This window comes from Chromobacterium sp. Beijing (genome assembly GCF_021496765.1).
Taxonomy (GTDB): Bacteria; Pseudomonadota; Gammaproteobacteria; order Burkholderiales; family Chromobacteriaceae; genus Chromobacterium.
Genome location: NZ_CP053750.1, coordinates 566,036 through 592,745, shown reverse-complemented (window position 1 = coordinate 592,745; position 26,710 = coordinate 566,036). Strand labels below are relative to the sequence as shown.

The 26,710-nt window shown below is 65.0% G+C and carries 26 protein-coding genes and 1 pseudogene; 15 read left to right on the top strand and 12 right to left on the bottom strand.

Annotated elements, in window-relative coordinates:
* Positions 1-140: 140 nt before the first annotated feature.
* Complete coding sequence (locus HQN78_RS02875; RefSeq protein ID WP_107799689.1) at positions 141-1,697, top strand: FecR domain-containing protein; 1,557 nt, start codon at positions 141-143, stop codon at positions 1,695-1,697.
* 9 nt (positions 1,698-1,706) lie between these two features.
* Positions 1,707-3,359: a CHASE2 domain-containing protein gene (locus HQN78_RS02870; protein ID WP_107799690.1), complete on the top strand. Its 1,653-nt coding sequence runs from the start codon at positions 1,707-1,709 to the stop codon at positions 3,357-3,359.
* A 49-nt stretch (positions 3,360-3,408) separates the two neighbouring features.
* Here HQN78_RS02870 and HQN78_RS25410 read toward each other — a convergent pair whose 3' ends face one another.
* The 7 genes and pseudogenes from HQN78_RS25410 to pmbA all read right to left on the bottom strand — a co-directional run bounded on the left by HQN78_RS25410 (position 3,409) and on the right by pmbA (position 11,119).
* A complete protein-coding gene (locus HQN78_RS25410) occupies positions 3,409-3,924 on the bottom strand; it encodes a TonB-dependent receptor (RefSeq protein WP_255701210.1) in 516 nt (171 codons plus the stop codon).
* Positions 3,921-6,001: pseudogene (locus HQN78_RS02865) on the bottom strand (TonB-dependent receptor plug domain-containing protein). The gene HQN78_RS25410 and the pseudogene HQN78_RS02865 overlap by 4 nt, the downstream one beginning before the upstream one ends.
* Before the next feature lie 348 nt (positions 6,002-6,349).
* Positions 6,350-6,841 (bottom strand): disulfide bond formation protein B, encoded by a 492-nt coding sequence (locus HQN78_RS02860; protein ID WP_107799692.1) that lies wholly within the window; start codon positions 6,839-6,841, stop codon positions 6,350-6,352.
* A gap of 82 nt (positions 6,842-6,923) precedes the next feature.
* Positions 6,924-8,063, bottom strand: coding sequence for a patatin-like phospholipase family protein (locus tag HQN78_RS02855; RefSeq protein ID WP_107799693.1), 1,140 nt, complete (start codon positions 8,061-8,063; stop codon positions 6,924-6,926).
* A 131-nt stretch (positions 8,064-8,194) separates the two neighbouring features.
* A complete protein-coding gene (locus HQN78_RS02850; RefSeq protein WP_235087789.1) occupies positions 8,195-9,112 on the bottom strand; it encodes a DNA-3-methyladenine glycosylase in 918 nt (305 codons plus the stop codon).
* A gap of 3 nt (positions 9,113-9,115) precedes the next feature.
* The gene (gene alkB / locus HQN78_RS02845; RefSeq protein ID WP_235087787.1) at positions 9,116-9,760 is read right to left on the bottom strand and encodes a DNA oxidative demethylase AlkB; all 645 of its coding nucleotides are present in this window, start codon (positions 9,758-9,760) and stop codon (positions 9,116-9,118) included.
* A gap of 15 nt (positions 9,761-9,775) precedes the next feature.
* Positions 9,776-11,119 carry a metalloprotease PmbA gene (pmbA, locus tag HQN78_RS02840; protein WP_235087784.1) on the bottom strand — a complete coding sequence of 448 codons (1,344 nt, stop codon included), beginning with the start codon at positions 11,117-11,119 and terminating at the stop codon, positions 9,776-9,778.
* Positions 11,120-11,204: 85 nt separating this feature from the next.
* Between pmbA and yjgA the strand changes: the two genes are divergently transcribed.
* Genes yjgA through HQN78_RS02815 form a run of 5 tightly spaced genes read left to right on the top strand, consistent with a single transcriptional unit; the run spans position 11,205 to position 15,237 of the window.
* A complete protein-coding gene (yjgA, locus tag HQN78_RS02835; protein WP_081545106.1) occupies positions 11,205-11,756 on the top strand; it encodes a ribosome biogenesis factor YjgA in 552 nt (183 codons plus the stop codon).
* Positions 11,756-12,334, top strand: coding sequence for a molybdopterin adenylyltransferase (mog, locus tag HQN78_RS02830; RefSeq protein WP_235087781.1), 579 nt, complete (start codon positions 11,756-11,758; stop codon positions 12,332-12,334). Before yjgA ends, mog begins: the two co-directional genes overlap by 1 nt.
* A 3-nt stretch (positions 12,335-12,337) precedes the next feature.
* Positions 12,338-13,285 carry a YheT family hydrolase gene (locus HQN78_RS02825; protein WP_107799698.1) on the top strand — a complete coding sequence of 316 codons (948 nt, stop codon included), beginning with the start codon at positions 12,338-12,340 and terminating at the stop codon, positions 13,283-13,285.
* Between the two features lie 57 nt (positions 13,286-13,342).
* A complete protein-coding gene (locus HQN78_RS02820; RefSeq protein ID WP_227107679.1) occupies positions 13,343-14,659 on the top strand; it encodes an MFS transporter in 1,317 nt (438 codons plus the stop codon).
* Positions 14,660-14,667: 8 nt separating this feature from the next.
* Complete coding sequence (locus HQN78_RS02815; protein WP_235087779.1) at positions 14,668-15,237, top strand: hypothetical protein; 570 nt, start codon at positions 14,668-14,670, stop codon at positions 15,235-15,237.
* A gap of 151 nt (positions 15,238-15,388) precedes the next feature.
* Here the strand turns inward: HQN78_RS02815 and HQN78_RS02810 are convergent, their stop codons facing one another.
* Positions 15,389-16,540 carry an HD-GYP domain-containing protein gene (locus HQN78_RS02810; protein ID WP_107799701.1) on the bottom strand — a complete coding sequence of 384 codons (1,152 nt, stop codon included), beginning with the start codon at positions 16,538-16,540 and terminating at the stop codon, positions 15,389-15,391.
* Between the two features lie 167 nt (positions 16,541-16,707).
* On the opposite strand from HQN78_RS02810, the gene HQN78_RS02805 reads away from it, so the two are divergent.
* Positions 16,708-17,553 carry a dienelactone hydrolase family protein gene (locus HQN78_RS02805; RefSeq protein WP_227107677.1) on the top strand — a complete coding sequence of 282 codons (846 nt, stop codon included), beginning with the start codon at positions 16,708-16,710 and terminating at the stop codon, positions 17,551-17,553.
* A 6-nt stretch (positions 17,554-17,559) separates the two neighbouring features.
* On the opposite strand, the gene HQN78_RS02800 is transcribed toward HQN78_RS02805, so the two are convergent.
* Positions 17,560-18,666, bottom strand: a complete 1,107-nt coding sequence (locus HQN78_RS02800; protein ID WP_158274297.1) for an HD-GYP domain-containing protein — start codon at positions 18,664-18,666, stop codon at positions 17,560-17,562.
* Positions 18,667-18,809: 143 nt separating this feature from the next.
* Between HQN78_RS02800 and HQN78_RS02795 the strand changes: the two genes are divergently transcribed.
* The 4 genes from HQN78_RS02795 (at position 18,810) to HQN78_RS02780 (ending at position 21,311) form a co-directional block, all read left to right on the top strand.
* On the top strand, positions 18,810-19,409 hold the full coding sequence (locus tag HQN78_RS02795) for an HD family hydrolase (protein WP_235087776.1): 600 nt from the start codon (positions 18,810-18,812) through the stop codon (positions 19,407-19,409).
* A 240-nt stretch (positions 19,410-19,649) separates the two neighbouring features.
* Positions 19,650-19,853, top strand: a complete 204-nt coding sequence (locus HQN78_RS02790; RefSeq protein ID WP_019101682.1) for a cold-shock protein — start codon at positions 19,650-19,652, stop codon at positions 19,851-19,853.
* Between the two features lie 81 nt (positions 19,854-19,934).
* Positions 19,935-20,495: a DUF1415 domain-containing protein gene (locus tag HQN78_RS02785; RefSeq protein ID WP_235087774.1), complete on the top strand. Its 561-nt coding sequence runs from the start codon at positions 19,935-19,937 to the stop codon at positions 20,493-20,495.
* A gap of 81 nt (positions 20,496-20,576) precedes the next feature.
* Complete coding sequence (locus HQN78_RS02780; RefSeq protein WP_235087771.1) at positions 20,577-21,311, top strand: hypothetical protein; 735 nt, start codon at positions 20,577-20,579, stop codon at positions 21,309-21,311.
* A 163-nt stretch (positions 21,312-21,474) separates the two neighbouring features.
* Here HQN78_RS02780 and HQN78_RS02775 read toward each other — a convergent pair whose 3' ends face one another.
* The 3 genes from HQN78_RS02775 to HQN78_RS02765 all read right to left on the bottom strand — a co-directional run bounded on the left by HQN78_RS02775 (position 21,475) and on the right by HQN78_RS02765 (position 24,097).
* Complete coding sequence (locus HQN78_RS02775; protein ID WP_107799707.1) at positions 21,475-22,044, bottom strand: lysophospholipid acyltransferase family protein; 570 nt, start codon at positions 22,042-22,044, stop codon at positions 21,475-21,477.
* A 194-nt stretch (positions 22,045-22,238) separates the two neighbouring features.
* A complete protein-coding gene (locus HQN78_RS02770) occupies positions 22,239-22,865 on the bottom strand; it encodes a metalloregulator ArsR/SmtB family transcription factor (protein WP_235087769.1) in 627 nt (208 codons plus the stop codon).
* An 8-nt stretch (positions 22,866-22,873) separates the two neighbouring features.
* A complete protein-coding gene (locus tag HQN78_RS02765) occupies positions 22,874-24,097 on the bottom strand; it encodes an MFS transporter (RefSeq protein ID WP_158274298.1) in 1,224 nt (407 codons plus the stop codon).
* A 217-nt stretch (positions 24,098-24,314) separates the two neighbouring features.
* On the opposite strand from HQN78_RS02765, the gene HQN78_RS02760 reads away from it, so the two are divergent.
* The 3 genes from HQN78_RS02760 to HQN78_RS02750 all read left to right on the top strand — a co-directional run bounded on the left by HQN78_RS02760 (position 24,315) and on the right by HQN78_RS02750 (position 26,694).
* Positions 24,315-24,542 carry a glycine zipper 2TM domain-containing protein gene (locus HQN78_RS02760; protein WP_081545093.1) on the top strand — a complete coding sequence of 76 codons (228 nt, stop codon included), beginning with the start codon at positions 24,315-24,317 and terminating at the stop codon, positions 24,540-24,542.
* Positions 24,543-24,638: 96 nt separating this feature from the next.
* Complete coding sequence (locus HQN78_RS02755; RefSeq protein WP_227107673.1) at positions 24,639-26,006, top strand: deoxyguanosinetriphosphate triphosphohydrolase; 1,368 nt, start codon at positions 24,639-24,641, stop codon at positions 26,004-26,006.
* A 46-nt stretch (positions 26,007-26,052) separates the two neighbouring features.
* Positions 26,053-26,694 carry a histidine phosphatase family protein gene (locus HQN78_RS02750; protein ID WP_227107671.1) on the top strand — a complete coding sequence of 214 codons (642 nt, stop codon included), beginning with the start codon at positions 26,053-26,055 and terminating at the stop codon, positions 26,692-26,694.
* Positions 26,695-26,710 lie beyond the last annotated feature (16 nt).

The window sequence follows — 26,710 nt, the reverse complement described above, 5'->3', positions numbered from 1 at the left end:
GCATATTTCAAGCAAGCATTCGCATATCGCCCAACTTAGGACAAACAACTACCATTCTATTGCTTATCAGCTTGCAATGCGCCTGGGCTGCGGTGATACTTTTGGTTGACTTTCTGCATTCCATATAAAGAGATTCAACTATGCGCAATTTAATCCTGGCGGCTGGCTGCTTCGCCAGCACACTGGCCCTGGCGGGCGATCCCGCCGACAAGGCCATCTGGGAATATACGGTCAAAAACGGCGACAATCTGTGGTCGCTGGCGGCCGAGCATCTGTCGTCTCCCGCTTATGTGCCGAAGCTGCAAGCCAGAAATCGCATCGCCAACCCCTATCGGCTGATCCCCGGCAGCATCCTGCGGGTCCCCTACCCCTGGATCCGACAGGCGCAATCCGACGCCACCCTGGAGGACATGGCCGGCGAATCCGCCGCGGCCGACGCCAAGGGCAAGCCGCTGGATCTGGCGGTGGGCAAGAAATACCCCAAAGGCACCCGCTTCACGACCGGCAACGACGCCATGATCAAATTGCGCTTCGTCGACGGCTCCTCGCTGGTGATCAACGCCAATACCGATCTGAGCCTGCAAACCCAGGTCTATTACCCCAGCACCGGGGCGATCCAGTCCCAGATCAAGCTGAACAACGGCAGCACCGGCAATTCGGTGATTCCCAACATCCTGATGCCCAGCCGCTACGAGATCCGCACCCCGTCGGCGGTCACCACCGTGCGCGGCACGGAGTTCCGCGTCAACGCCGCCGGCGGCGAAGACACCTTGGCGGAAGTGCTCAAAGGCAGCGTGGAGGTCAAGGGCCGTCGCAGCAAGGTGGACGTGCCCGCCGGTTTCGGCACCTTGTCCAGCCGTAAAAGCGGGCCAAGCAAGCCGGAAGAACTGCCGCCGCCGCCGGACCTGTCCACCGTGGCGGACAATAGCCAGTTCAACCCGCCGCCGCTGGAGTGGCAGCGCGACGAACGCGCCGCCTCCTACCGCGTGACCTTGAGCGGCAAGAAGCGCTTGGCCGAGCGCCAGTTGCAGGCGCCGCGTTACTATCCGCGCCTGCCGGGCAACGGCGACTACGTGCTGCACGTCCGCGCCAAGAACCGCTCCGGCCTGGAAGGCTACGACAGCACGCGCAGCTTCAAACTGCAAGCCTACCCGCTGCCGCCGCTGTTGTTCACCCATGCGGACGGCGTCCAGCTGCGCGGCAAATCCCTGACCTTGCGGGTGGACGCCAGCGCGGAACGCCCGCTGCGGCTGCAGATTTCGCGCCAGCCGGATTTCGCCCAGCCGCTGCTGGAACAGAGCGTGGCCGAGGCCGAGTTCAAAACCGAGTTGCCGGAATCCGGCGTCTGGTACTGGAGGCTGGCGCGGCTGGACGCGCAAGGCCGGCCGGGTCCTTTCTCCGCCGCGCAAAAAGTGGAGACCAAGGGCTGGCTCAGCCGCCTGGACAAAACCACCCCGGTGCTGGCGGCCCGCCCCTATCCCGTCGCCCGCGCGCGCTACACCCTGACGCTGACCGCGGCCCAGGCCGCCAACGCGCAGCCGTTCTCGCTGAGCAGCGATAAGCCGCAATGGGAACTGAAGGCGCTGGAAGCCTTGCCGGCCGGGCAATACAAGGCAAGCGTCAAGATCGAGGGAGAACACGGCTACTTGGCGACGGAAGAGCAAGAAATGCTCACTCTTCCCGGAAAACTTCCCTAGAATGGCAACATGCTAACTTACTATCGCGACAAGATTCTGCGCTTGTTGCCTTTTTTGCTGGCCTTGCTGGCGGCTCTGCTGACCCTCTCCGGCCTGTTGCTGCGGCTGGACTTCTGGCTGTACGACGGGCTGATCCGGATCAAGTCCAACCATAACCAGACCAGCGACATCGTCGTCGTCGCGGTGGACGAGCGCAGCCTGTCGGAGCTGGGCCGCTGGCCCTGGCCGCGCGAATTCCACGCCCAGCTGGTGGACAAGCTGGCGCAGGCCAAGGCCGTGGGCCTGGACATCGTGTTGGCCGAGCCCTCGCACAATATGCCGGAGTCGGATCAGGCGCTGGCGGACGCCATCCGCCGCAACGGCAAAGTCATCAGTCCGGTGTTTCCGGAAATGCAGGACAACCGCCTGACCGAGACCCGGCCCCTGCCCGCCATCGCCGCCGCCAGCGCCGGTCTGGGGCACACCGACTACGAATTGGACAGCGACGGCGTGATCCGCCGCGTCTATCTGAAAGCGGGCCTGGGCTCGCCCCACCACCCCAATTTCGCGCAGGCGGTGCTGGATCTGGCCAATGGCCAGCGCCAGTCCGAACAGCAGAAAATGGCGATGCCGCACGGCAAGCCGGGCAGCTGGCTGCGCGAAGACCCGGTGATGGTGCCCTATCTGTCCGGCCCGCCGCCGTTCCAGCAAGTGTCCTATATCGACGCGCTCAATCAACTGCCTCCCGCCTTCTTCGCCGGCAAGATCGTGCTGGTGGGCGCCACCGCCACCGGCCTGGGCGATATCCACGCCACGCCGCTGTCGGCCAACAACCGCGGCATGCCCGGCGTGGAAATCAACGCCTTCCTGCTTCATGGGCTGCAACAGGACAACACGCCGGTGCCGCTGCCGCTGGGATGGAAAGCCGTCATCAACGCGCTGGCCATCTTGCTGCTGGACCTGCTGCTCAGCCGCTACAAGCACCGCCAGGGCATTCTGCCGGCCTATCTGCTGGCCTCCTGTGGCGTGCTGGTGCTCAGCGTCCTGCTGCTGACGCTGGCCTCGGTGTTCTGGAGCGGCGTCACCACCGCCATCCTGCTGTGGCTGGCCGGCAGCGTCCGCTTCGTGTCGCGGCAATCCAAGCTTTTGCTGCAGGCCAATACCGACGGCCTCACCGGGCTCTACAACCGCCGGCACTTCGACGAAATCCTGGCGCCGACGCTGGACAAGCACCGCGCCGCCGGCAAGACGCTGGCGCTGCTGATCCTGGACGTGGACAACTTCAAAGGCTACAACGACCACTACGGCCATTACGCCGGCGATCTGATCCTGCAAAGGCTGGCGCAAGAGCTGAACGCCTACTTCAGCCCCCGTCGCCACATCGTGGCGCGGCTGGGCGGCGAAGAGTTCGGCGTGCTGCTGGAAGAATGCGGGCAGGACCAGGCGGTGGCCGCGGCGGAAGGCTTCCGCGCCCGGCTGGAAGAACTGGAGCTGGCGCATTTGAAGAGCCCCTTGCGCAAAGTCACCTGCAGCATAGGCGTCGCCGCCCGGGTGCCGGAAACGGACGACAACGGCCGCACCTTCTACGAAGACGCCGACAGCGCGCTCTACATCGCCAAGCGCTCCGGCCGCAACGCGGTCAGCCCCGCCCCCGCCACCTTGACGCCCCAACACCAGCGCTGACCCCGCTCCGACGGCCTCGCCCCGCCATGCCCGCGGCCTATGCGCCCTCCTAGAATACGTAACGGCCGGACAGGTACAACATCCTCCCCCATAAATCGGTGGCGGGGCCGGAGTAAGCGGCCGCCCCGCCGCTGAAGCCGGCGCCGGTGGCGTAGCTGGGCATCCGGTTGCCCAGATTGCGTATGCCGCCGCTGACGCTGAAGCCCTTGCTCGGCTTCAGGCCGACACTGAGATCCAGCGCGGTGTAGGACCCCACCCTCTCCTTCACGTCCCCGGCATTGCGGTACAGCTGGGAGTACAGGTTCTTGAAAGACGCGTAGCTGCGCGCCGTCAGCCCCACAGAATAGCCGCCCCGGCTGTAACTCACTTCAAAGACGTTTTTCCAGCGCGGCTGCGCGCCGTAGTCGGCGTACTCCAGCATCGGATCGGTCTCGGTCTGCGATTCCCGGTAGCTGAAGATGCGGCTTTGCGCGTTGCGGAACTTGAGCTTGCCGTAAGCGCCCAGCGACCAGTCGTACTGCACATCGATGTCGACGCCGGAAGTCCGGGTCTTGCCGATATTCATGTACGGCGCGGAAATGTAGTCGATGTCCCCCTTACGCCGGGAAGATCGGCGGGCTTGCGCACCACGAAGCCTGGAAAACGGTCCGGATTGTCCAGCACGTATTGCGGGTCCAGCGACTGCACGGTGTTGGACACCTCGATCCGGTACCAGTCCACGGTGGCCGACAGCGCCGGAGTCGGCTGCAGCACCAGGCCCAGCGCGTAGTTCCGCGACTCCTCCGGATTCAGCCCCGCGTTGCCGCCGCTGCGCAGCTGATTGCTGGCCAGGCTGCAGCGTTCGCGGGCGATGCCGCGGTCGGCGCACTGCGCGTAGTCGTACACCGAAGTGTAGGCCTGGCGCGACGCGTACAGCTGAGGCAGCGTCGGCGCCTTGAAACCGGTGGTGACGGAGCCGCGCAGCATCGCCGGCTCCCAGGGCGGAAGGAAAAAGCCAGCTTGGGGTTGAAGGTGTCGCCGAAATCGTTGTAGCGGTCGGCGCGCACCGCCAGCTGGACCTCCAGATTCTTCAACACCGGCAAATTGACTTCGCTGAAAGCGGACAGCACCGAGCGGCTGGCCCGCAGACTTTGCTGGACGGCGAAATTCATGATCTTGCCGGTTTGCAGCAGCGGGTCCGGCTGCGCGTCTATCGATTCATGCGACCACTGCAGACCGGCGGCGAAGCCGGCGGGGCCGGCCGGCAGCCTGAACCACTCATCATTGCTGGCCTTGAATTCAAACGCCGACAAACGCGACGAGGACGTGTTGGCGATGGTGGCCAGATACGGCCGCAGCGCGGCGGCGTCGTTCTGCTGCGAAAACGGGTTATAGAGCGGCCCGCCGTCGGCGCCGTTCCGCAACATGGCGAGGAAAGCGTCGTTCAACACCACATTGTTCTGCCTCGCCTCCACCTTGTTCAAACCCAGGTTCAGCGAGCTCTCCAGATCCCAGTCGCGCCACAAGGCGCGTCCGCCCAGCACCGCGCGATACGTGTCGCTGGTGATCTCGTTGAGCCGCCGGCCGTTCTCCGACAGATTGCGGGTGATTTGCAGATTGTCGGTGGGTTTGAAGTCCGGATACACCGACGCCAGGCCGCCGTCCCGCGGATAAATCGCCCAATTGGGCGACACAATGGTCTGCACAAAGGAATAAGCGCCGTCCAGCGGCGTCTCGGTGCGGTTCAGTCCCAGTTCGGCGAAGAACTCCGCGTCGCCGCTCAAACGCCGGGTGTAATGGGCCATCAAGCCGTAACGACTGGTGCGCGGCGCTAACTGAGCGCCCATCTCATCCACGTCGGACACGCACAGCGCGGCTCCGCTGGGCCGGGTGGTCAGCCGCCACGGCGGGCAGCCGGGCAAGGGCTTGGCCAGCGCGTTGCTTCTGTCGGCGTTGGGCGTGCGGTCGTTCCAATAGCCCCATTGCGCGCCACTGCGCAGATCCGGCCCGCCCTGAAAACGGTAATCGTTGCTGCGGGTGGCGTCGTGGTTGCGGCTAAACACCGGCTCGCGGTGGTAAACGTCGAAAGACAGCAGCAGGTTCTGGCCGTCCTGTTCCAGATCCCCGAAGCCGCCGCTCAGATTCAGCCCCTGCTCGATGCCGTCTCCATCCAGATTGCCGCCGCCGCGCAGCGCCGCCTCGGCGCCCCGGAAGTTGCGCCGGGTCTTGAAGTTGATCACGCCGGCCACCGCGTCGGAGCCGTAAATGGCCGATGCGCCGTCCCGCAGAATCTCCACCGATTCAATCACCGACAGCGGCAAGGTGTTCAGATCGACAAAGGCGTCGGTGCCGCTGATGAACATCGCGTAATTGGGCAAGCGACGGCCGTTCAGCAAGACCAGCACGTACTTGGAGCTCATGCCGCGCAGGCCGGCGGTGGCCGCGCCGGCGGCAAAGCTGTTGGAGTTGGTACCGGCCAGCAGGCTGCCCACCGACGGCAGCCGGTCCAGCAACTGGATCACGGTGGACGCGCCGGTCTTGTCGATATCCTCTTTCTTGATCACCTCCACCGCCAAAGCCTTTTCCTTGCCGATGCGCTTGATATTGGAGCCGGTCACCGTCACCCGCTCCAGCGGGACGGCCTCCTCCGCCCAAGCGCCCATGCCCAAGCCCATGCCCGCCGCGGCAACCGCCAGATAGCTGCGTTTCATCTCCTTACCCCCTTGTAGTGCGCTCGCCGGTCGCGGCGCGCGCCCCTAAGCTGCCGCAGCGGGCGCTACAAAGAGATTGGCGGTAGTCGCCGGCCCCCTTCCCAAGGCTGGAAGAACGCACACCCATTTAAAATCAACATCTTAAATAAATTTCAGCTGTGGCGATAAAAGCACAGGCGCGGCTGCCCGCCGCGCGGTTTCCGATGCCGGCATTATTATTTACATCTTAAGCATGCAATAAGATCATGGCCCAAAGAAAAAAGCCGCCCAAGGCGGCCTTCGCTGCGCGGCAATCCGGCGTCAGGCGGACTTGCGCGCCATCAACCAGCCGGCGAAGCCGATCACGCCGACGAAGAAGACCGCCACCCAGAACGGCATCGCCATTCCCAGGAAGGTCCACTCCACGGTGGCGCACTCGCCGCTGCCTTTGAACACCTTGGAAATCACCTCCGTCAACGGCGAGGACTCCATCAGGAACTCCAGGCCGGGACCGCAGGCCGGAACCTGGTCCGCCGGCAGATGTTGCAGCCACAATTGGCGCAGCGACACCGACAGGCCCGCCAAGGCGGCCAGAATCGTCAAACCGCCCCAGGCCCTGGCGCCGCAACGGCCTGGATTGACCAGCGCCGCCAGCAAGGCGATCACGCCCGCGGCGATCACGCCGATGCGCTGGAAAATGCACAGCGGGCACGGCTCCAGGCCCAGCTGGTATTGCGCGAACAATGCAAAACCCATCGCGCCGGCGCAGGCGGCGGCGATCAGCAGAAAACCTTGTCGGTTGCTCAAGCCCATATCTTCCTCAATGTTTGGCGGTATTACGTCATGGCGCATGATTGTGCCATACAACATGGAGGAGTCAGAACCGCCCCGCGGCTTAAAGTTCCAGAAAGCGGCGTATCGCCTCTTTCTGATGCAAGGCGTCCTTATAGCCCAGCGTGATCAGCTCGCGGGTGTAGCCCGGCTCGAACAATAGATAAGTGGCCAGGGCCGTGCCGCGGTGACGGGTGGCGCCGGTACCCTTCAGCAGGAAGCGCAGCAAGGGCGGAAACAGCCGGGTGTGCTTGTAGGCGATGCCCTCCAGCGATTTGCTGGGGTTGAGCATGAAGATGTCCACCTTGCGCAACTGGGTCTGCCGCGCCAGGTCCTCATGGCTTTGCAGCAGCGACACGGTGTGATTGACCCGGGTCAGCCGTTCCATGTCCACCGACATGCTGTCTATGAACACGCTATTGAGCAGATGGCCGAAAATCTGCGCCGGCGACGGATAGAAACCGCTGTGGCGGCGTTCTATGGTGTCCGGCCGCTTGCTGGCCAGGCCGACGACAAACAGCTTTTCCGCGCCCAGGTGCAAGGCCGGCGACAAGGGGGACAGCTGCCGCACCGCGCCGTCGCAGTAAAACTTCTCGCCCAGGCAGACCGAGGGGAAAATCAGCGGAATGGCCGAGGTGGCCATCATGTGTTCGATATTGATGCGTTCGCGCAGCCCCAGCCGCTGATAGCGCTCCCACTCCTCCAGGCTGTCCGCGCCCTGGAAAAAAGTGACCGACATCCCGGTGGTGTAGCAAGAAGCCGTCAGCGCCAGCGCCTTGAGCGCGCCGTGACGCACGGAATGGTCTATGCCCTCGAACACCATCACCTTGGTCAGCAGCTCGCGCAGCGGGGCGTTGTCCAGAAAGCTCTTGGGATTGCGCCACAGACGGCCGCCGGACAGGATGGACAGGCCGAAGTGCAGAAAAGTCTTCAGAAAATAGCCGGAACTGGCGTCGTAGACATCCTGGATGTGCAATTGCTTCCACATCTGCGCCAGCGTGGACACCGCCAGATGGAAATTACCGGCGCCGGAGGCCAGCGCCACCGCATTGATCGCCCCCGCGGACGTGCCGCAAATAATGGGAAAGGGATTGACGCGCGCATCCGGCAGCAGCCGGGCAATTCCCAGCAACACCCCCACCTGGTACGCCGCGCGCGCGCCGCCGCCCGACAAGACCAGCCCGATATCGGATTGCCTCCCCATCCCGCACCTCGCGTGGCTATATTGGCGGCGGATCGGCATGCCCGACGCCGCACGGCTTCTTGTTCTATTTAGACATAGTCAAACGCCGCGGCCAGCGCCAACTTCGCGCGGAGGAAATCGGCCGTACAGGCTCAATAAGCAGCCGCCGTCTGCATGGCCCATAAATGCGCGCCCACCAGCGCGCGCCACGGCGCGAAGCCTTGCAGCCATTGCTCGGTTTCGCGCGGCGACACCGCCTCGGCCCGCTCCAGCAAGCGCTGCAGGCCGCGCCGAACCGCCACGTCCCCGTGCAAGGAGCCGTCCAGCCAGCCATAGCCGCGCAACAGCGCGTAGCTGACCGTCCACGGGCCGATGCCGGGCAAGGCCAGCAAGCGCGCGGCGATCTCCTCCGGCGCGCCGCCGTCCAGCCAGCCCTGCAAGGGCAAGCCGCCGTCGGCCGTCTGCCGGCTCAGTTCCAGCAAGGTCCGGGTCTTGGCGCGGGAGAAGCCGGCCTGGCCCAGTTGGTCCGCCTCCAGCTCCGCCAATTGCTCCGGCGACGGATGGCACAGCAGACCGCCGCTGTGGCGCTTGCCGACCAACTGCATCAGCCGACGCCGCAGCGAGATGGCGGCGTGGACGCTGATCTGCTGACCGGTGACGGCCCAGACCAGCGCCTCGAACGGCGTGGTGGTCTGCGGCACGCGCAAGCCGGGACGCGTGGCGATCAGGCCGGCCAGCTGCGGATGGCCGCGATGCGCGCGCTCGAAATCCGCCACCGGCTGCGCCAAGCCCAGCATGCGGCGCGCCATGGCGGTCAAGGCCGCCGCGTCGCCGGCCTGAGGCGAAACGTCCGCGTCCAGCCCCACCCGCACCGCGTCCGCGGCGAACGTCATGCTCAGACAGGCCGGCTCGCCGCGCCACAGCAAGCCCTTGCTCAGGCTCAGCGCCGTCACCCGCTCGGACAGCTCCTGAGCGTCGCGGCGGTGGAAGGCCATGAAGTCGTCCCGGCGAAAATCCGCGGGCAAAGACAGGGATAAAGACAGCGAAACGAAATCGGCCGGTTCAGCCATGGATCAGCGCGCCTTGCGAAAAGTCAGATTGATGCGGCGGCGCCCCAGCAAAGGATGTTCACCCTCCGCCACCGGCAGCACCCCGTGGAAACGCATGCGGTCCGGCCCGCCCCACACCAGCACGTCGCCATGGCGCAACTCGATGCGGCCGGGACGCTCGGCGCGGCGGAAACCACCGAACAGGAAGATCGCCGGCAGACCCAGCGACACGGACACGATGGGCGCGCCGAAATCGCGCTCGTCCTTGTCCTGGTGCAAGGACATCTTGGCGCCCGGCGCATAGCAGTTGATCAGGCAGGCATCCGGCGCGAAATCCGGGAAGCCGGCCTCGGCGGCGGCCTGTTCGGCCAAGACGCGCAACAAGGCCGGCATCGCCGGCCACGGCTGGCCGCTGACGGGATCGCGCTCGGCGTAGCGGTAGCCGCGCGCGTCGGATACCCAGCCGCAAGCGCCGCAGCTGGAAGTGGCCACCGACATCGCCCGCCCTCCCGGCGTCTGCATGCCGCGCGGCGGCGCTTGCCGCAGCACGGCTTCCACTTCCGCCAGCAGCGCCGCGTCGATGTCGCTGGCGCGGCGGTGCAATAAGGCGGCGCCGGGCGACAGGCGCTCCAGCCAGCCGCCCTCTTCCGGCGCGAACAGATCCGCCATCGCCGGCCTCAGGCCTCAAGCTTCGCCGGCCACCATCATGCTGCGCAACAGCACCGAGCCCATCTGTCGGCCGCCGCGCTCCAGCACGTCGTTGCCCACCGCGTCGATCTGCATGAACATCTCGCGCAGATTGCCGGCGATGGTGATTTCCTCCACCGGGTGCACGATCACGCCGCGCTCCACCCAGAAGCCGGCCGCGCCGCGCGAGTAATCGCCGGTGACGGTGTTGACGCCCTGGCCCAGCAGCTCGGTCACCAGCAGGCCGGTGCCCATGGCCTGCAGCAACTCCTCCAGGCTTTCGCCGGTGGAATGCACGACCAGATTATGCGCGCCGCCGGCGTTGCCGGTGGTCTGCATGCCCAGCTTGCGCGCCGAATAGCTGCCCAGCATATAACCCTGCAGCACGCCCTTGTCCACCAGACGGCGCGCCACCGTGGCCACGCCCTCGTTGTCGAAGGCGCCGCTGGCCATGCCGCGCAGCAAGAAGGGATCTTCGTCCACGGTGATGTTGGCCGACATCACCGGCTTGCCCAGAGAATCCAGCAGGAAGGACGATTTGCGGTACAGGCTGCCGCCGCTGATGGCGGCCACCAGATGGCTGAGCAGCGAGGCGGCGATCGGCGCTTCGAACACCACCGGATACTGGCCGGTCTTCACCTTGCGCGCGCCCAGCCGCCGCGCCGCGCGCTGGCCGGCCTTGGCGCCGATGGCCTCCGGCGCGTCCAGATCCTCGCGCCGCCGCGCCGACGAATACCAGTAATCGCGCTGCATCGCGCCGCCGTCCTCGGCCACCACCGCCGCGGAAATGCTGTGGCGGCTGCTGGCGTAGCCGCCGATGAAGCCGTGGCTGTTGGCGTAGGCGAAATGGCTGGACTGCGAGGACGCGGTGCCACCCTCGGAATTGCGGATGCGCGGATCGGCCGCCAACGCGGCGGCCTCGCAGGCTTTGGCCAGCTCGATGGCTTCCTCCACCCGCAGCGCCCACGGGTGGTACAAGCTGAGATCGGGAAACTCGGTGGCCATCAATTGGGAATCGGCCAGGCCGGCGCAAGGGTCCTCGGCGGTGTAGCGCGCGATGTCCCGCGCCGCGCGCACGGTGTCCGCCAAAGCCTCTTCGGAAAAATCGGAGGTGCTGGCATGGCCTTTTTTCTGCCCCAGGTAGACGGTCACGCCCACGCCCTTGTCCTGGTTGTACTCGATGGTTTCCACCTCGGACAGGCGCACGCTCACCGTCTGGCCCAGGCCTTCGGAAACGTCGGCCTCGGCGGCGCTGGCGCCCTCGGCCTTGGCCAGTTCGATCACGCGGGAGGCGATGTCCTCCAGCGCGGCTTGGCTGAAACTGAATGTTTTGTCTGCCATAGTGTCTTTCGCAATGGTCGAAACGGCCGGAGGCCTTTTCCGGTATCATACCAGCCTTGAGAAAACCGATTGAGAATTGCCAACGATGACCCATTACCAGAACGACAGCCCGGACGACGGCTACGTCAGCAAATCCCAGCGCAAGCGCGATATGGATGCGCTGCAGGACCTGGGCCGCGAACTGGTGGAGCTGTCCAAGGACACGCTGAAAAAAATGCAGCTGCCGGAAGACTTGCTCACCGCTATTCTGGACTATAAACGCTTTACCGCGCACGGCGCGCTTCGCCGCCAGCTGCAATACATCGGCAAGCTGATGCGCGACGTGGACCCGGAACCGATCCAGCAATACCTGCAAATTCTCAAGGGCGAATCGTCCGAGCACATCGCCTGGCAGCACCTGCTGGAGCGCTGGCGCGAACGGCTGATGGAAGACGACAAGATGCTGGCCAACTTCGTCACCGACTTCCCGGCCGCCGATCCGCAACAGCTGCGCACGCTGATCCGCAACGCGCGCAAGGAAAAACAGGACAACAAACCGCCCAAGTCCTTCCGCCTGCTCTATCAGGCCGTCAAGGACGTGATCCCGGAACCGGGCAAGCCGCGCCTGCATCAGCAGGACCAAGAGGACGACGAGTGATGCTGAAAGTAGGCCTGGTCTCGATCTCCGACCGCGCCAGCAGCGGCGTGTACGAGGACAAGGGCATCCCGGCGCTGCGGGACTGGCTGGCCGCCGCGCTGGCCAGCCCCTTCGCCATCGTCTCCCGGCTGATCCCGGACGAGCAGCCGCAAATCGAAGCCGCGCTCAAGGCGCTGGTGGACGAGGAAGGCTGCCAGTTGGTGCTGACCACCGGCGGCACCGGCCCGGCGGCGCGCGACGTCACGCCGGAAGCCACGCTCGCGGTGGCGGACCGCGAAATGCCCGGCTTCGGCGAGCAGATGCGCCAGATCAGCCTGCGCTTCGTGCCCACCGCCATCCTGTCCCGCCAGGTGGGCGCGATCCGCAAGCAGGCGCTGATCCTCAACCTGCCCGGCCAACCCAAGGCGATCAAGGAAACGCTGGAAGGCCTGCGCGGCGCCGACGGCCAGGTGGAAGTGCCCGGCATTTTCGCCGCCGTGCCCTATTGCATAGACTTGCTGGACGGCCCCTATATCGAAACCCATGAGACGGTGGTCAAGGCCTTCCGCCCCAAATCGGCGCAGAAAAAGCCGGACTGAGCCATGGCTTACCAGTCTCCCGCCTGGCTGCGCGGCGGCCACGCCCAAACCATCTGGCCGGCGCTGGCGATCAAGACCCGCCGCCCCGACTACCGCCGCGAACTGTGGGACACGCCGGACGGCGCGCGCATCGCGCTGGACTTTGTGCCCGGACGGCCCGGCGCGCCGCTGGTGGTGCTGTTTCACGGCCTGGAAGGCAGCAGCGACAGCCACTACGCGCGCGCGCTGATGCAAGCGGTGCAGCGGCGCGGCTGGAACGGCGTGGTGCCGCATTTTCGCGGCTGCGGCGGCGTGGACAATCCCTTGCCGCGCGCCTATCACGCCGGCGACGGCGCCGAGGTGCGCTGGATTCTGAGCCGGCTGGCGCAACGCTTCCCCGTTTTGGCCGCCGCCGCGGTGTCTCTGGGCGGCAGCATGCTGCTCAACTATCTGGCGGACGAAGGCGCGCAGGCGCTGCCGCGCGCGGCGGCGGCGGTGTCCGCGCCGCTGGACCTGGTGGCGGCCAGCACCCGGCTGGACCGCGGCCTGGGCAAACTGCTGTACACCCGCATGTTCATGGGCACGCTCAAGCCCAAGGCCTTGGAATCGCTGCAGCGCCATCCCGGCCTGTTCGACGGCGGCAAGCTCAGCCGCGCGCGCACCTTCATCGAGTTCGACGACCTGGTCACCGCGCCCATCCACGGCTTCGGCACCGCGCTCAATTACTGGCGCAGCGCCAGCGCCAAACCGCGGCTGGGCCAGATCGCCCGCCCCACCCTGGTGCTGAACGCGCGCAACGACCCCTTCCTGCCGGAACAGGCGCTGCCGCGCCAGACCGACGTGGCCGCCAGCGTCACCTTGGAGTTCCCCCGCCACGGCGGCCACGTAGGCTTCGCCTCCGGCGCCTTCCCCGGCACGCTGGACTGGCTGCCGTCACGCTTGCTGGAATTCTTCGAACCGCATCTGGATTGACTGCGCGGCGCTTTCTGCGCATCTTGACGGCATCCCACCCTCAAGCGAAAGCGCCGCATGGCTTCCGACACCGTCAAGACCTCCGTCCTGCGCAAGACTTATCTGCGCATTCTCGCTCCGCTGTTCATCGCCTCGGTTCTGGCCTTTCTTGACCGGGTCAACGTCAGTTACGCCGCCCTGACCATGAACGCCGACCTCGGCTTCAACGCCAAGGTCTACGGCCTGGCCGCCGGCATCTTCTTCGCCGGCTACGTCCTGTTCGAAGTGCCCGGCGCCATCCTGGCCGAGCGTTGGAGCCCCAGCCGCTGGATCGCCCGCATCCTGTTCTCCTGGGGCGCGGTCAGCATGCTGCTGGGCCTGGTGCAGAACGAGTGGCAGTTCTATGTCCTGCGCTTCTTGCTGGGCGTGTGCGAGGCCAGCTTCTACCCGGTGATCTACGCCTCGGTGATCCCGCGCTGGTTCGTCGCGGACACCCGCGCCCGCGCCATTTCCATCACCCTGTGTTCGCTGCTGGTCTCCGCCATCGTCGGCGCGCCGCTGGCCGGCTGGATGGTGGGCCTGCAGCCCTTCGGCCTCAAGGGCTGGCAAAGCCTGTTCCTGCTGGAAGGCGGCGTCACCGTGCTTTACGGCTTCGCCATACTGCTGTGGCTGCGGGACGATCCGGCCCAGGCCGCCTGGCTGAGCGCGGAGGAAAAGCGCTATCTGATCGATACGCTGAAGGCGGAAGCGGCCGCCACGCGTGAACAACAGCCGGCCACGCTGCGCCAGGCGCTGGCGCAGCCGGCGGTGTTGCGGCTGTGCCTGATCTATTTTCTATGGATTACCGGTTTCTGGGGCTTTAGTTTCTGGATGCCCACGGTGATCAAGAACGCCTCCGGCTGGTCGCCGCTGGCCATCGGCCTCGCCTCCGCCGTGCCCATGCTGGCGGCGCTGGCCGCCATGCTGTGGCTGGGCCACTCCTCGTCCCGCCGCGGGGAAAAGCGCTGGCATGTGGCGCTGCCGCTCTTGCTCGCCGCCGCCGGCTTCCTGATCGGCGCTTTGAGCGACAGTATCGCCGTGGCGCTGCTCTCGGTCACCGTCGTCGCCATCGGCGTCTACAGCCCGATGGGCGTGTGGTGGTCCATCCCCACCACGTTTCTGACCGGCACGCTGGCGGCGGGCGCCATCGGCCTGATCAACTCCGTGGGCAATGTCGGCGGCTTCATCGGCCCTTACGCGCTGGGCTTGATCGAAGCCGCCACCGGCAGCCACACCCTGGCTTACTTCTGGCTCAGCGGCTCGCTGCTGCTCAGCGCGCTCTTGGTGCTGGGCTTGAAGCCGCAAGCGCAAACAGCGGACAATTCCAGCCAAGCCGCCGCTTCCGGCGGACGATAGGAAGAACCATGCCGACACGAATCTTCGTCCTCGCTCTCTGCGCTTTTCTGCTCTCCGCTTGCGCCGGCATGGCCGAGCGCCTGCGCGGCTCCCTGGAACCGCCGGCCGAGCGCGGCTACGCCATCCTGTCGCTGACCGGCAAATCCGCCAATCCGGACAGCGCGACGCTGGGGCTGAACATCGCCAACGCCGCCGGCCGCGTCGTGGCGGCCGACAGCGCCAGCCTGCTGACCGACACCGTGTTCGGCGAGCAGGGCAAGTCCATGGCCGAGGGCAAACTGATGCTGTTCACGCTGGAGCCGGGCCAGTATCGGGTAGAGCAAGTCTGGGCCAACTGGCTGGAGGACGGGGCCTGGGGCGTCAGCCGCAAGATGCGCAGCTTCCGCCTGGCCGCGCCGTTTGAGCTGAAGCGCGGCGAGACGGTTTATCTGGGCAATGTGGACGTGGACATGAGCTTCTTGCCGGAAGCGCGGTTGCGCGACGAATCCGAGCGCGATCTCGCCCATATCCGCCGCATCTGGAAGATCAAGGACGTGTCCGGCATCCAGTTGCAACCGCTGGGGCAAGCACGGCTCTGAGCTTCCGTTCAAACCCTCGAAGCCAGCTCAAAACCCGGCATGGCCGCCGAGAAAGCGAAAGGCTCATACTATGTATGAGCCTTTCTTAAGCCACACTCACCGTATTATGCCCGTCCGCGCACGGTAGATCGCGAGCCGGTTCCGAACCCGCTCACTTCTGCCACAGCTTGGCCAGATAGGCCGGCTTCACCGTCGCCGCCGCGAGCGGTACGGCTTCCAGCACCCGGTAGGCGTTCTGTCGGGTGTCGCGCAGCAGCGCGTCCGCGTACGGTGCGCCGTCCAGCTTGCGCAAGGCCGCCACGCGCGGCGCATTGGCCTTGTCGCTGCGATGGGTGACCACGCCTATCTCGTTGCTGGCCAGTTTGACGAAGCTGCCGGGCGGATACACGCCCAGCTCCTTGATCAGCAAGGCCGCGTGCTGCGGATCGAAATCGCCCAGCTCGCCGCGGTACAAGCTGCCTATCACCAGCGCCGGCAAGGCCGGCTGAGGCTGATGGATGCAGGAACACAACACGTCCACCATGTGCAGCAGGGCCGCGTCCGGGTGGATGTCCTCGCCGCGCAGCCCCTGCGGGTAGCCGTCGCCGCCGCGCTGCTCCTGATGAGTCTGCACCAAAAGATGCCAGTGCTCGTCCACCACCCCGGCCTCGCGCAAAATGGCGGAGCCTACGATGGGATGGGCGTAGAGATCGTCGCGCTGCGCGGCGTCCGGCGGCGTCGGCTGCCGCGACAATTGATTGAGCAGGCCGGTGATCGCCAGGTTCATGCTCAGCGCCGCGCCCACCACCGCCTGCAAGCGCGCCTCCTCCATGCCCAGCCGCCGGCCCAGCACCGCCATGATGGCCGCCACGTGCACGCTGTGGGCGCTGCCGATATCGCGATAGGGCGTCAGCAACACGCTGGCCAGCACCCCGTCCGGCTGTTTGCTGGCCAGCCGGATCAACGCGTCCGCCATGTCCGCCAGCCGCCCGGCCAGGCCCGGCACCGCCAAGCCGTGCAATAGCAGGCCCTCGGCGCGGCGGGTCTGGAAGCCCAGTTCCATGATGGGGTTGGGCTGCACCTGGGCCGCGGCCTCTTTTTCGCGCTGCGCCGCGCGCTCCAGCTGTTCGCGCTCCAAGCGCGCCGCCACCTCCTCGCTGTCGCCGTGCGCCAGCGTCACCAGCCGCTCGCGCTGCTCCGGCGTCAGCACGTAATGGCCTTTTTTCAGCAGCAGCAGACCGTTCTTGGCGTATACGTCGACCGGCAATTGCTGGCCGATGCGCAAGAAGCTGGTGGGCAACTTCACTTTGGAGGAGTCCGGCATAATCTATTTACGTTTCGTTAAGTCATGCTTCAATGGCTGTGAATAATGCCGCATTCCATCGGTCTAAGGAAGACCCCGCGGTCCCGCTCTCGCGCCGGCTTGCCATGCAATGCCGATGACATTAATCTAGTTACTTCAATCCTCTTGCCTCGTTGGAGAATGCCGTTATGACAAGCAATCGACGCGTCGACGCTTCGCGCAGGGACTTCTTGAACAGCGCGGTGGGCGTGGGCTTCGCGCTGGCGGTGCAGCCTATCGCCGCCAGCGCCATTCTCACCGACGGCGACGGCCTCAGCGCCGGCGCGGTGGAAATCCCGACCGGCCCGGCCGTCATGCCGGGCTACATGGCCAAGCCCGCCGCGGCCGGCGGACCCTTGCCGGTGGTGCTGGTGGTGCAGGAAATCTTCGGCGTGCACGAGCATATCCGCGATCTGTGCCGGCGGCTGGCCAAGGCCGGCTATCTGGCGGTGGCGCCGGAGCTCTATTTCCGCCAGGGCGACCCGAGCAAGGTCGCCAGCATCGGCGAATTGCTCAGCGGCCTGGTCAGCAAGGTGCCCGACAGCCAGGTGCTGGCCGATCTGGACGCCACGCTGGCCTGGGCCGGCGGCCACGGCGGCGACGTCAAGCGCGCGGCCGTCACCGGCTTTTGCTGGGGTGGACGCCAGGCGTGGCTGTACGCGGCGCACAATCCGGCGCTCAAGGCCGGCGCCGCCTGGTACGGCCGGCTGCAAGGCGAGGCCGGCGCCAACACCCCGCGCCAGCCGCTGGACGTCGTCGCCCAGCTGCATGCGCCGGTGCTCGGGCTTTACGGCGGCCTGGACAAGGGCATTCCGCTGGAATCGGTGGACAAGATGAAGGCCGCTCTGCGCGCCGCCGGCAAGCCCTCCGAAATCGTGGTCTACCCGGAGGCCGACCACGGCTTCAACGCCGACTACCGTCCGACTTACAACGCCGCCGCCGCCGCCGACGCCTGGCGGCGCATGCTGCAATGGTTCAAACAACACGGCGTCTGACACCGGCTACTCTCCCGGCGGCCGTCTGGCGCAGGCCGCCAGCCGCATGCGGATCACCTGATTGAAGCGCGCCAGCCAGTAGGGATCGAACTGGCGCTCCGAGGCGTTGATCTCGGCGATGGCGCGCATCATCGAATGCCGCAAGCCCCGATGCGCGTGCTTCAAGGTCACCGCCTCGAACGCGTCCACCAGGGCCAGGATGCGCGCGCCGCTGCAAATTTCGTCGCCGCGCAAGCCCTGCGGATAACCGCGGCCGTCCGGCATCTCGTGATGCTGGGCCACCATGCGCGCCGCGTCGGCCCAGGCCGGCATCCTCTCCAAGAGGCCCGCCGCCCAACCCGGATGCTCCGCCATCTGGAGGCGCTCGGCCTCGCTCATCCGCCCCACTTTCAACCAGAACGACTCCGGCAACAGCATCATGCCGATATCGTGCATATACACCGCCGCTTCCAGCTGCCTGTCGTCCACCATCCCCGGCGCCTGACGGCTGGCCTCCAGCGCCAATTCCAGATTGCGCTCGGTGCGGCCCTGGAACTGCGGCAGACGCTGCTCGAACTGCAGCGCCAATAGCCGGAAAAACGCCAGATCGCCCTGGCTCAGCTGCGCGGCAGCGTCCGCCGGCGCATCCGACTCGATCACGTGCAAGGGAATGCCTGTGATCTGCTCCACCAATTGCTGACAACGCTGCAGCAGCTCGCCTACCGGGCACTCCGCCACCTGGTTCAAGGCCCGCATCAGCAAAGGCAGCTGCAGATCGTCCAGCAGTTCGTGGTTATCCAGCGCCTCCAGCGCCAGACCCAAGCGGTCCATCACCAACAGCATCACATCGCCTATCGAGTCCTCGTAGACCACCTCGCCGCTGCGCAGCCGCTCCAACAGGCTTTCCAAGGCGTGGACGAAAGGCACCACGAAGCGCACCTGGCACATGCTGGCGTCGCCCTTGATGCTGTGCAGCAAGCGAAACAGCTGATCGATCTGAGCGGCGTCGGTGTCGCCGAAACCCAGCTGGCAAACCAAGTGCTCCACCTGCGGCGCGTAATCGCTCATCACCTCCATGAAATCGTGAAACGCCTCCGGCTCCACAATCTCCAGCGTCAGCTCCTGCTTACCCATGCCCCCTCCCATTTTCAATCGCCCTTCATTCCAGTATATGCAGCATGCGGCAAAGCGTGCGACAGCGGCCTTTCCAAACCGCCACGCGCCGCGCATAATTTGCGCCCCCGGCGCATCGTCCGCTCTTTATGTCCGATATTCCCATGCAAAACCCACTGCAAACGCTGCAACAACACATCGCCTTCATTATTGAAGTGGATAAACTCAAAACGGTGTTGCGCAAAACCAAAGCCGCCCATGTCGACCGCTACGAAAACTCCGCGGAACACAGCTGGCAAATCGCGCTGTTCGCCCTCAATCTGCGCGACTTCGCCGCCGAGCCGGTGGACATCGACAAGGTGGTGCGCATGTTGCTGATTCACGACCTGGGCGAAATCGACACCGGCGACACCATCGTCTACGCCGCGGACGGCGCCGCCGAGCGCGAAGCCGAGGAACTGGCCGCGATGCGCCGCATCCTGGGCCTGCTGCCCCAGCCCATGGCCGCGGAGCTGCTGGCCTTGTGGCAGGAGTTCGAGGCCCGCCAAAGCGCGGAAGCGCGTTTCGCCCGCGCGATAGACCGATTGATGCCCATCTTGCTCAATCTGCAATCCGGCGGCCAAAGCTGGCGCGAAAACGGCGTCGGCAAGCAACAAGTGCTGAGCATGGCGGTGGGCAAAGTGGAGGACGGCTGTCCGCTGGCGGCGGACTGGTTGCGCGTGGAATTGGACCGCGCGGAACGGGACGGTTACTTCGGCGCCTGAGCCCAAATGGAGAAAACCCGGTAGAAATGCCAGGGGATACTGAAAAAACAGGATAAAAACCCTTTCGGCCATGCAGAAAACGCTTGCCATGTCCCGGAACTATAGGCACTATTCCTGCCGCAGGATGCTCAAGTTGTGGATGTGTTGTTGTCGTAGTGGCATTAAGTCCGTACCTCAGTCGCCATTTCCCTTGAACTTCGTGCCTTTTATTTCAACTGCTCGTTTTGAGGAATTAACAAAATGGCAACCGGTACCGTTAAGTGGTTCAACGACTCCAAAGGTTTTGGCTTTATCACCCCGGATGAAGGCGGCGACGACGTATTCGCTCACTTCTCCCAGATCAATGCCAAAGGCTTCCGCACCCTGGCTGAAAACCAGCGCGTTAGCTTTGACGTCGTAGACGGCCCGAAAGGCAAACAAGCCTCCAACATCCAGCCCATCTAATCATCGCGATTAGTACAGCTTGATGAAAACCCGGCCTCGCGCCGGGTTTTTTGCATTTACGCTTCAACGCAAGGAATTCCCATGTCCGTCTCCGACGATCACGAACACATCATCGCCGCCACCCGCGACTGGCTGGAAAAAGCGGTGATAGGGCTCAATCTCTGTCCGTTCGCCAAGAGCGTCTACGTGAAGAACCAGGTGCGCTACATGGTCAGCGACGCCGCCCAGCCGGATCAGTTGGCGCAAGAGCTCGCCTCCGAACTGCGCTTGCTGGCCGACAGCAGCCCGGACGAGATCGACACCACCTTGCTGATCCACCCTCGCGCGCTGCAACGCTTCCTGGATTTCAACGACTTCCTCGACATCGCCGACGCCATCGTCGAAGACATGGGACTGGACGGCGAGCTGCAAGTGGCCAGCTTCCACCCCAAGTTCCAGTTCGATGGCACCGGCATCAACGATATCGAGAATTACACCAATCGCGCGCCCTACCCCACGCTGCACCTGCTGCGCGAAGCCAGCATCGGCCGCGCGGTGGAAGCCTTCCCGCAGGCGGAAGCCATCTATGAAAAGAATATCGAAACGCTGAAACAGCTGGGCCTGGACGGCTGGAAAGCGCTGTTCGCCGGCAAAACGCCGTAAGCGCGGGCTCGCCGCGCATTGCCAAGCCCGTCGCGGGCGTGGTACACCACGGGCATTCCACCTTCTTGGAGTTCAGCCCCCATGTCGCTCAGGCCCTTGCTGCCGCTCGTCGCGCTATTGTTGAGCGCTTGCGCTTTCACCCCGGTGCAGAAGCCCGTCGCCGGCGACGACTTTCGCGGCAACGAGCTGGGGCAGAGCAGCGCCAATCGCATGGCCAACCTGGCCATGCGCGACAATCTCGCCAGCTTGCAAACCCTGCTGGAAAAGCTGTACAAGCGCAATCCCAGAGAATGGCGCAAGACCGGCGCGGCCGACTACCCGGCCGCGATGCGCCAGGTCATGAGCTCCATCCGCAACAACGCCCCGCTGCCGGCCTTGAGCGGCCAGCGCTCGATCGCGGCGATGAGCGCGGCCTTCGACCCCGGCTTTGGCGGCGACCGGGCCGGCGCCTTGATTTACGGCATGGGCTCCATGCTGGTGGACGCCTACGGCGGACGCACCGAGCTGTTCCTGGTGCATGGGCTGGACGCGCAGCAACTGGCCAACGCCTCGCACAATCTGGAAGTGGCGGCCTGGATGCTGAACAACCGCCAGATCAGCGGCGCGCCGGTCTTGCTATCCAATGAAATCGGCAGCGTGCGCAATCTGTCCTTCGAGCGGGAGTTCGGCAAAATGATGGCCAGGCTGGATTTGCTGGCGGAATTGTCGGACGAGAAACTGCGCCGCAGCGCCATAGACTTCGGTCAATCGCTGATCGCCGGCCCCTTCCTGCAGTTTCTGCCGGTCAGCGCCGTCGCCCAGGCCGCTGCGCCCTGAGAGCCCGTTCAAAGTCTCGCGAGCAAAAGCGAGACAAGGCGAAAGCCACTGAGAAAGCGGAATGGACTCATGGCGCATGAGCCTTTCGAAACGGTTTTCAAGGCCCCGTTCCATCCACCCCGCTGCAGCGCGGCAGACATTGAAGCGGTTCCGGGAGTCGGGCTCAGCTCCGACGCTTGCCCACCTTGTCGCGGTAAAAGGCGCGGATGCGCGGCATATCGGCGTCGATATCGCCGCTGGGCGTGAATATGGGGCCGAAACCGGCCTCCTTGCGGCTGTAATCCAGGTACGCCAAGGCCACCGGCACCTCCGCGCCGCAGGCGATGTGATAAAAGCCGGTCTTCCATTCGGACACCGCCTTGCGCGTGCCCTCGGGCGGAATCGCCACCACCAGCCGGTCCGAACGCCGGTAAACCTCCACCATCTGCTGCACCAGGGAATTATTCTGATGCCGCTTGACCGGAATGCCGCCCAGCCAGCGCATCACCGGCCCCATCGGCCCGGCGAACAGCGTGTGCTTGCCCATCCAGTAGATCTTGGCCCGCGCGGCGAAACACACGGCCAGCGTCAGCGGAAAGTCCCAATTGCTGGTATGCGGCGCGCCGATCAGCACGTATTTGTCCAGCTTGGGAAACTCTCCTCGCAGCTTCCAGCCGCTCAGCTTGAGCATGGCGATGGACAAGCAGCGGAACAGCGGCCGGATCACGGGCGTGTCGAAAATGGTGAAATGCATGACGGTCCTGAGCAAGGGCCTCGCCCAGGACGGGGAGCGACAACCGAACAGGCGCCGCCCAGCGTCGGGGCAAGCGCCAACCACGTGGAAAAACGCCGGAATGTACCTGATAAAACTATCCCGGTAAATCCGCATTGCGAAATACAATCAGATCTCGCAAGTCCATGAATTCAAAAAGCAAGCGCCGCGCCGCCTCACTCCGCCAAGGGATGGATGCGGTACACGCAGCGCCGCCCGCCGTCTTCCAACGCGTGCTCCAGCCGCCGCACTTCCGCGCCTGGCCCCAACACCCGGGCGAACAGCGCCAGCTCGGAGCGGCATAGACCCTGACATTGGCGCGCCGCCGCGCAGATCGGGCAATGGTTTTCCAGCAGCAACCAGCCGTCGCCGTCCAGGCGCGCCTCCGCCATATAGCCTTCCTGGCTGCGTAGCCGCGCCAACGCGGCCACCCGCTCCCCCAGCCCGTCCGCGCCGGACATCGCCAGCCGGTATTCCTCCTCCGACTGCGCCTCTCGCCGTTGAATCAAACTCTCCAGGCCGGACTCGCCAAACAGCTCCCTCACCTGCTCCAGCAACTGCAAGGTCAAATCCGCGTGCCGGTCCGGAAAACGGCCATGGCCGCTCTCGGTCAAGCGCCAGAGCTGGGCCGGCCGGCCCACGCCCTGAGCCTGGGCTTCCATCCGCGCCAGCCCCTTCTCCTCCAGCGCGAGCAAATGCTTGCGCGCGCCCATGCTGGTCAGTCCCAATTCCGCCGCCAGCGTCTGCGCCGTCTGAGGCCCCCGCGTTTTCAGCAGATACAGCAGCCGATCCGCGCTATTCATCGCCGCGGTCACCGGACCTCCTCCGCCTCGCGGATCACGCCTTGCAGCCAGGCGGCGGCCAGGCCGCACGTCAAAGCGCCCAGAACCAGCACCAGACGGGTGTCCAGAATGGTCAGCACGCTGCCCAGCAAGGCCACCAGCACATTGGCCACGCAGAAGATCGTGGTCAGCAGGCCCATCACGCTGCCCTGCCCCAGGCTGGCGAAGCGCTCCGAACACCAGCTGGGCAGGATGGCGTTGTAAATCGCCAGCGGCACGCCCAACAACACAATCAAGCCTATGCCCGGCCAAGGCAGATCCGCCAGCAAGCTCAAACCCAGCAGGCCCAAGGCCACCCAGGCCGCATTGATGCGCGCCAGCTCCAGCGGCGCCCGTTTATGCCCAAGTTTGCCCAGCAAGGCGCTGGCCGAGGTCATCAGCACGCACATCAGCGCCGTCACCACCGCGATGCCGCGGCTGTCCAGCTGCGCGTACTCCACCAGCCACAAGGGGTAGAACTCGTAAAAAGCGTTGACCCCGACGGCGAAGGCCAGCTGCATCCAGAACAGCCGCGCCAGCAAAGGGTCCGCCGACAGCAGACGAAAAGAGTGCTGGCCGCGCATCACCTGCAGCAAGGACTGCTCCTGGTGCATGCGCTCGCCGGTTTCCGGCAGGAAGGCCAGCAGCACTCCCAGGCACAGCAGGATGGCGCCGGCCGCCAGCAGGAAAGGCACCGCCTCGCCCAGCGGCAAGGTCAAACCGCCGATCAGCGGCCCCACCAGCCAGCCGGTGTACAGCACCGCGTTGAGAATGGCGAAGGAACGCGCGCGGTCCAACTGCGGATGCAGATCTGCCACGATGGCGCGCGCCACCGCCACATTGCCCTCGGTCAGGCCGGTAACGAAACGCGCCAGCACGAACAATAGATACCAGCGGCTCCACAAAGCGTACGCCGTCAGCAAATAGCCCAGAAAGGTCAGCAACAAGGTTCCGGTCAGCACCCGCCGCCGTCCCAGCCGGTCCGACAACGCTCCAATCAAGGTGCTGCCCAGCAAAATGCCCAGCGGATTGGCGGCCAGGGCCACGCCCAACAGCAGCTTGGGCGGCAGCCCCAGGAAGTGGTTGAACGCATCCGGCGCGGAGTTCACGAAGATGGGCGCCAGGATGGGATAAGGCATGGCCACGCCGGCCGTGCTCATCAGCGCCACCAGACAGACAGTCAGCAAAATCAGTTTGGGATGGGAAACATTCATGACGCATACCAATGGGACGATGGCCCATGCTAATCTCGCCATCGCAATAAGTAAACAAATTAGTTTACTTAATATCGCGCCGCGTACTGGAAATCATCAATACAGCATATAGAATGCTGTACGTATGGTTACGAAAAGGCGCGCAGAAACAGGAACCAGATGGCATTCCAAGCGTCTCAAACTACACAAGACCTACTTTATGTTTTTGGAGACTTCCATGACTTCGATGACCAGCAAATCCGCCGTTAAAGCCATTGCAGCCAGCCTGATCGCCGTCAGCCTGCTGTCCGGTTGCGCCAATATGTCCAAGCGTCAACAAAACACCGCCATCGGCGCGGCCGCCGGCGCCGTGCTCGGCTCCGTGCTCACCGGCGGCGACGCCATCGGCACCGTGGGCGGCGCCGCGGTGGGCGGCGTGGTCGGCAATCAGACCGGCAAACGCTAAACCCGCGACCCCATTCCAAGAGCCAGCCCCGCGCTGGCTCTTTTGTTTTGCCCGCCGCGCCCATATCATCAATACAACAGCACCACGGGCCACGCCATGACCTCCTCCGCACGCATGAATTGGGAACGACTCCTCTCCACCAAACGCTTCAAAGTCATTCAGGGCCACGTCAAGGAAACCCGCACCCCGGCCACCGAAGAAGGCAGCCCGGGCTTGCGCACCGACTTCCACATCGACCACGACCGCGTGGTGTTCTCCAGCGCCTTCCGCCGGCTGGGCCGCAAAACCCAGGTGCACCCGCTGGCGCGCCACGACCACACCCACAACCGCTTGACCCACAGCGTGGAGGTGGCCAGCGTCGGCCGCAGCCTGGGCAACCGCGTCGGCATGATGATGCAGCACGCCCACCTGCTGCCGGACAACTACACGCCGCACGATATCGGCGCCGTGGTGCAAGTGGCCTGCCTGGCTCACGACATCGGCAATCCGCCCTTCGGCCACACCGGCGAATACGCGTTGCGCGACTGGTTCCGCGCCGAACGCAACGCCCACTGGCTGCACGGCCTGGCGCCGGAGGAAATCCGCGACGTGCAGACCTACGAAGGCAACGCCCACGGCCTGCGCATGCTGGCCACGCTGGAAATGTACACCGGCGAAGGCGGCATGCGCCTGACCGCCGCCGCCCTGGGCGCGCTGATCAAATACCCGTGGACATCGGACGCCGAAGCCGCCCAGGCGCGCGACAAATTCAACATCTACCGCACCGAACTGCCCTATTTCCAGCGCGTGGCCTCGGAGCTGGGCCTGCTGCCCAAGGGCGTGATGCAATGGAGCCGCCACCCGCTGTCCTACCTGATGGAGGCCGCCGACGACATCTGCTACGCCATTCTGGACCTGGAAGACGCGGTGGAGATCGGCATCCTGGACTTCAAAGAGTTCGAAACCCTGTTCTCCGGCTTCACCGAATACGAACGCATCTGGGACATGCAGGACGTGCGTCAGAAATGCGGCACCCTGCGCGGCATCGCCATCGGCCGCTGCGTCAGCGAAGTGGCCGAGAAATTCATGCTGCACCACGACAGCCTGCTGCGCGGCGAATTCCCGGCCAAGGACTTGATCAACCTATGCGGCGCCCAAGTGCAGGACGCGCTGATCCACGCCAAGGAACTGGCCAGCACCCGGGTCTACCGCCACCGTACCAAGCTGGTGACCGAACTCGCCTCCTACCCGTGCATGGCCGGCATCCTGGACGCGCTGATCCCCGCCGCCCACGCCTACGTCAGCAAGGGCGCCGAGCGCCTGAGCCCGCGCGAGCACCTGGCCATGGGCTTGCTGGAACAGCACATCCGCAGTGACGACAGCCTGTATCAGGCCTATATGAAAGTATTGGACTTCGTCGGCGGCATGACCGACAACTACGCCGCCAACCTGGCGCGCGACATTTCCGGCGTGGGCATTCTATAACTCCGCCCCGCCGCAATTCGGCAGTTAAAAAATCAGAAAGACAGGAATGCAGCACACCACCCGTTTTTGCATCGTCCGCCATGGCGAAACCGACTGGAACCGCGAATATCGACTGCAAGGCCACACCGACATCCCCCTCAACCCCACCGGCCAGGAACAGGCGACAAGCCTCAGCCGCGCGCTATGGCCGGGACGCTACGCCTTCGACGCCCTCTACGTCAGCGACCTGACCCGCACCCGCCAGACCGCCGCGCCGCTGCAGGCGCGATTGAATCTGACGCCCACCTTCAGCGCCGAATTGCGCGAACGCCACATGGGCGTGTTTCAGGGCCTGACCTACGCCGAGGCGGAACACAGCATCCGCGACGACTATCTGCAACTCAAATCCCGCGATCCGGACTACGACCTCAAGGGCGGGGAAAGCCTCAATGCCTTCATGGGCCGCATCCGCGACGGCTTCACCGGCATTGCCCGCCGCCATCTGGGCCAGACCCTGCTGGTGGTCACCCACGGCGGCGTGCTGGAAATGATGTACCGGCTGGCCACCGGCAAGCCGATGTCCGAAGCCCGCGACTTCCCCATCCCCAACGCGGCCTTGAACTGGCTGAGCTATAGCGACGGGCAATGGCGGCTTGAACAATGGGCCGACGAATCCCACCTGGCCGCCGCGCTGGACGAAATTCAATAGCAAGACGGCCGCGCCC

Excerpts from the sequence above, each read along its gene's own strand:
- HQN78_RS02810 (WP_107799701.1), bottom strand. The coding sequence starts at position 16,540 with ATGCCGGACTCCTCCAAAGTGAAGTTGCCCACCAGCTTCTTGCGCATC.
- HQN78_RS02765 (WP_158274298.1), bottom strand. The coding sequence starts at position 24,097 with ATGAATGTTTCCCATCCCAAACTGATTTTGCTGACTGTCTGTCTGGTG.
- HQN78_RS02875 (WP_107799689.1), top strand. The coding sequence starts at position 141 with ATGCGCAATTTAATCCTGGCGGCTGGCTGCTTCGCCAGCACACTGGCC.
- pmbA (WP_235087784.1), bottom strand. The coding sequence starts at position 11,119 with ATGGCAGACAAAACATTCAGTTTCAGCCAAGCCGCGCTGGAGGACATC.
- HQN78_RS02775 (WP_107799707.1), bottom strand. The coding sequence starts at position 22,044 with ATGCATTTCACCATTTTCGACACGCCCGTGATCCGGCCGCTGTTCCGC.
- HQN78_RS02785 (WP_235087774.1), top strand. The coding sequence starts at position 19,935 with ATGTCCGTCTCCGACGATCACGAACACATCATCGCCGCCACCCGCGAC.
- HQN78_RS02770 (WP_235087769.1), bottom strand. The coding sequence starts at position 22,865 with ATGAATAGCGCGGATCGGCTGCTGTATCTGCTGAAAACGCGGGGGCCT.
- HQN78_RS02860 (WP_107799692.1), bottom strand. The coding sequence starts at position 6,841 with ATGGGCTTGAGCAACCGACAAGGTTTTCTGCTGATCGCCGCCGCCTGC.
- HQN78_RS02820 (WP_227107679.1), top strand. The coding sequence starts at position 13,343 with ATGGCTTCCGACACCGTCAAGACCTCCGTCCTGCGCAAGACTTATCTG.
- alkB (WP_235087787.1), bottom strand. The coding sequence starts at position 9,760 with ATGGCGGATCTGTTCGCGCCGGAAGAGGGCGGCTGGCTGGAGCGCCTG.
- HQN78_RS02850 (WP_235087789.1), bottom strand. The coding sequence starts at position 9,112 with ATGGCTGAACCGGCCGATTTCGTTTCGCTGTCTTTATCCCTGTCTTTG.
- yjgA (WP_081545106.1), top strand. The coding sequence starts at position 11,205 with ATGACCCATTACCAGAACGACAGCCCGGACGACGGCTACGTCAGCAAA.
- mog (WP_235087781.1), top strand. The coding sequence starts at position 11,756 with ATGCTGAAAGTAGGCCTGGTCTCGATCTCCGACCGCGCCAGCAGCGGC.
- HQN78_RS25410 (WP_255701210.1), bottom strand. The coding sequence starts at position 3,924 with ATGAATATCGGCAAGACCCGGACTTCCGGCGTCGACATCGATGTGCAG.
- HQN78_RS02800 (WP_158274297.1), bottom strand. The coding sequence starts at position 18,666 with ATGGGTAAGCAGGAGCTGACGCTGGAGATTGTGGAGCCGGAGGCGTTT.
- HQN78_RS02795 (WP_235087776.1), top strand. The coding sequence starts at position 18,810 with ATGCAAAACCCACTGCAAACGCTGCAACAACACATCGCCTTCATTATT.
- HQN78_RS02750 (WP_227107671.1), top strand. The coding sequence starts at position 26,053 with ATGCAGCACACCACCCGTTTTTGCATCGTCCGCCATGGCGAAACCGAC.
- HQN78_RS02780 (WP_235087771.1), top strand. The coding sequence starts at position 20,577 with ATGTCGCTCAGGCCCTTGCTGCCGCTCGTCGCGCTATTGTTGAGCGCT.
- HQN78_RS02790 (WP_019101682.1), top strand. The coding sequence starts at position 19,650 with ATGGCAACCGGTACCGTTAAGTGGTTCAACGACTCCAAAGGTTTTGGC.
- HQN78_RS02870 (WP_107799690.1), top strand. The coding sequence starts at position 1,707 with ATGCTAACTTACTATCGCGACAAGATTCTGCGCTTGTTGCCTTTTTTG.
- HQN78_RS02760 (WP_081545093.1), top strand. The coding sequence starts at position 24,315 with ATGACTTCGATGACCAGCAAATCCGCCGTTAAAGCCATTGCAGCCAGC.
- HQN78_RS02815 (WP_235087779.1), top strand. The coding sequence starts at position 14,668 with ATGCCGACACGAATCTTCGTCCTCGCTCTCTGCGCTTTTCTGCTCTCC.
- HQN78_RS02855 (WP_107799693.1), bottom strand. The coding sequence starts at position 8,063 with ATGGGGAGGCAATCCGATATCGGGCTGGTCTTGTCGGGCGGCGGCGCG.
- HQN78_RS02755 (WP_227107673.1), top strand. The coding sequence starts at position 24,639 with ATGACCTCCTCCGCACGCATGAATTGGGAACGACTCCTCTCCACCAAA.
- HQN78_RS02805 (WP_227107677.1), top strand. The coding sequence starts at position 16,708 with ATGACAAGCAATCGACGCGTCGACGCTTCGCGCAGGGACTTCTTGAAC.
- HQN78_RS02825 (WP_107799698.1), top strand. The coding sequence starts at position 12,338 with ATGGCTTACCAGTCTCCCGCCTGGCTGCGCGGCGGCCACGCCCAAACC.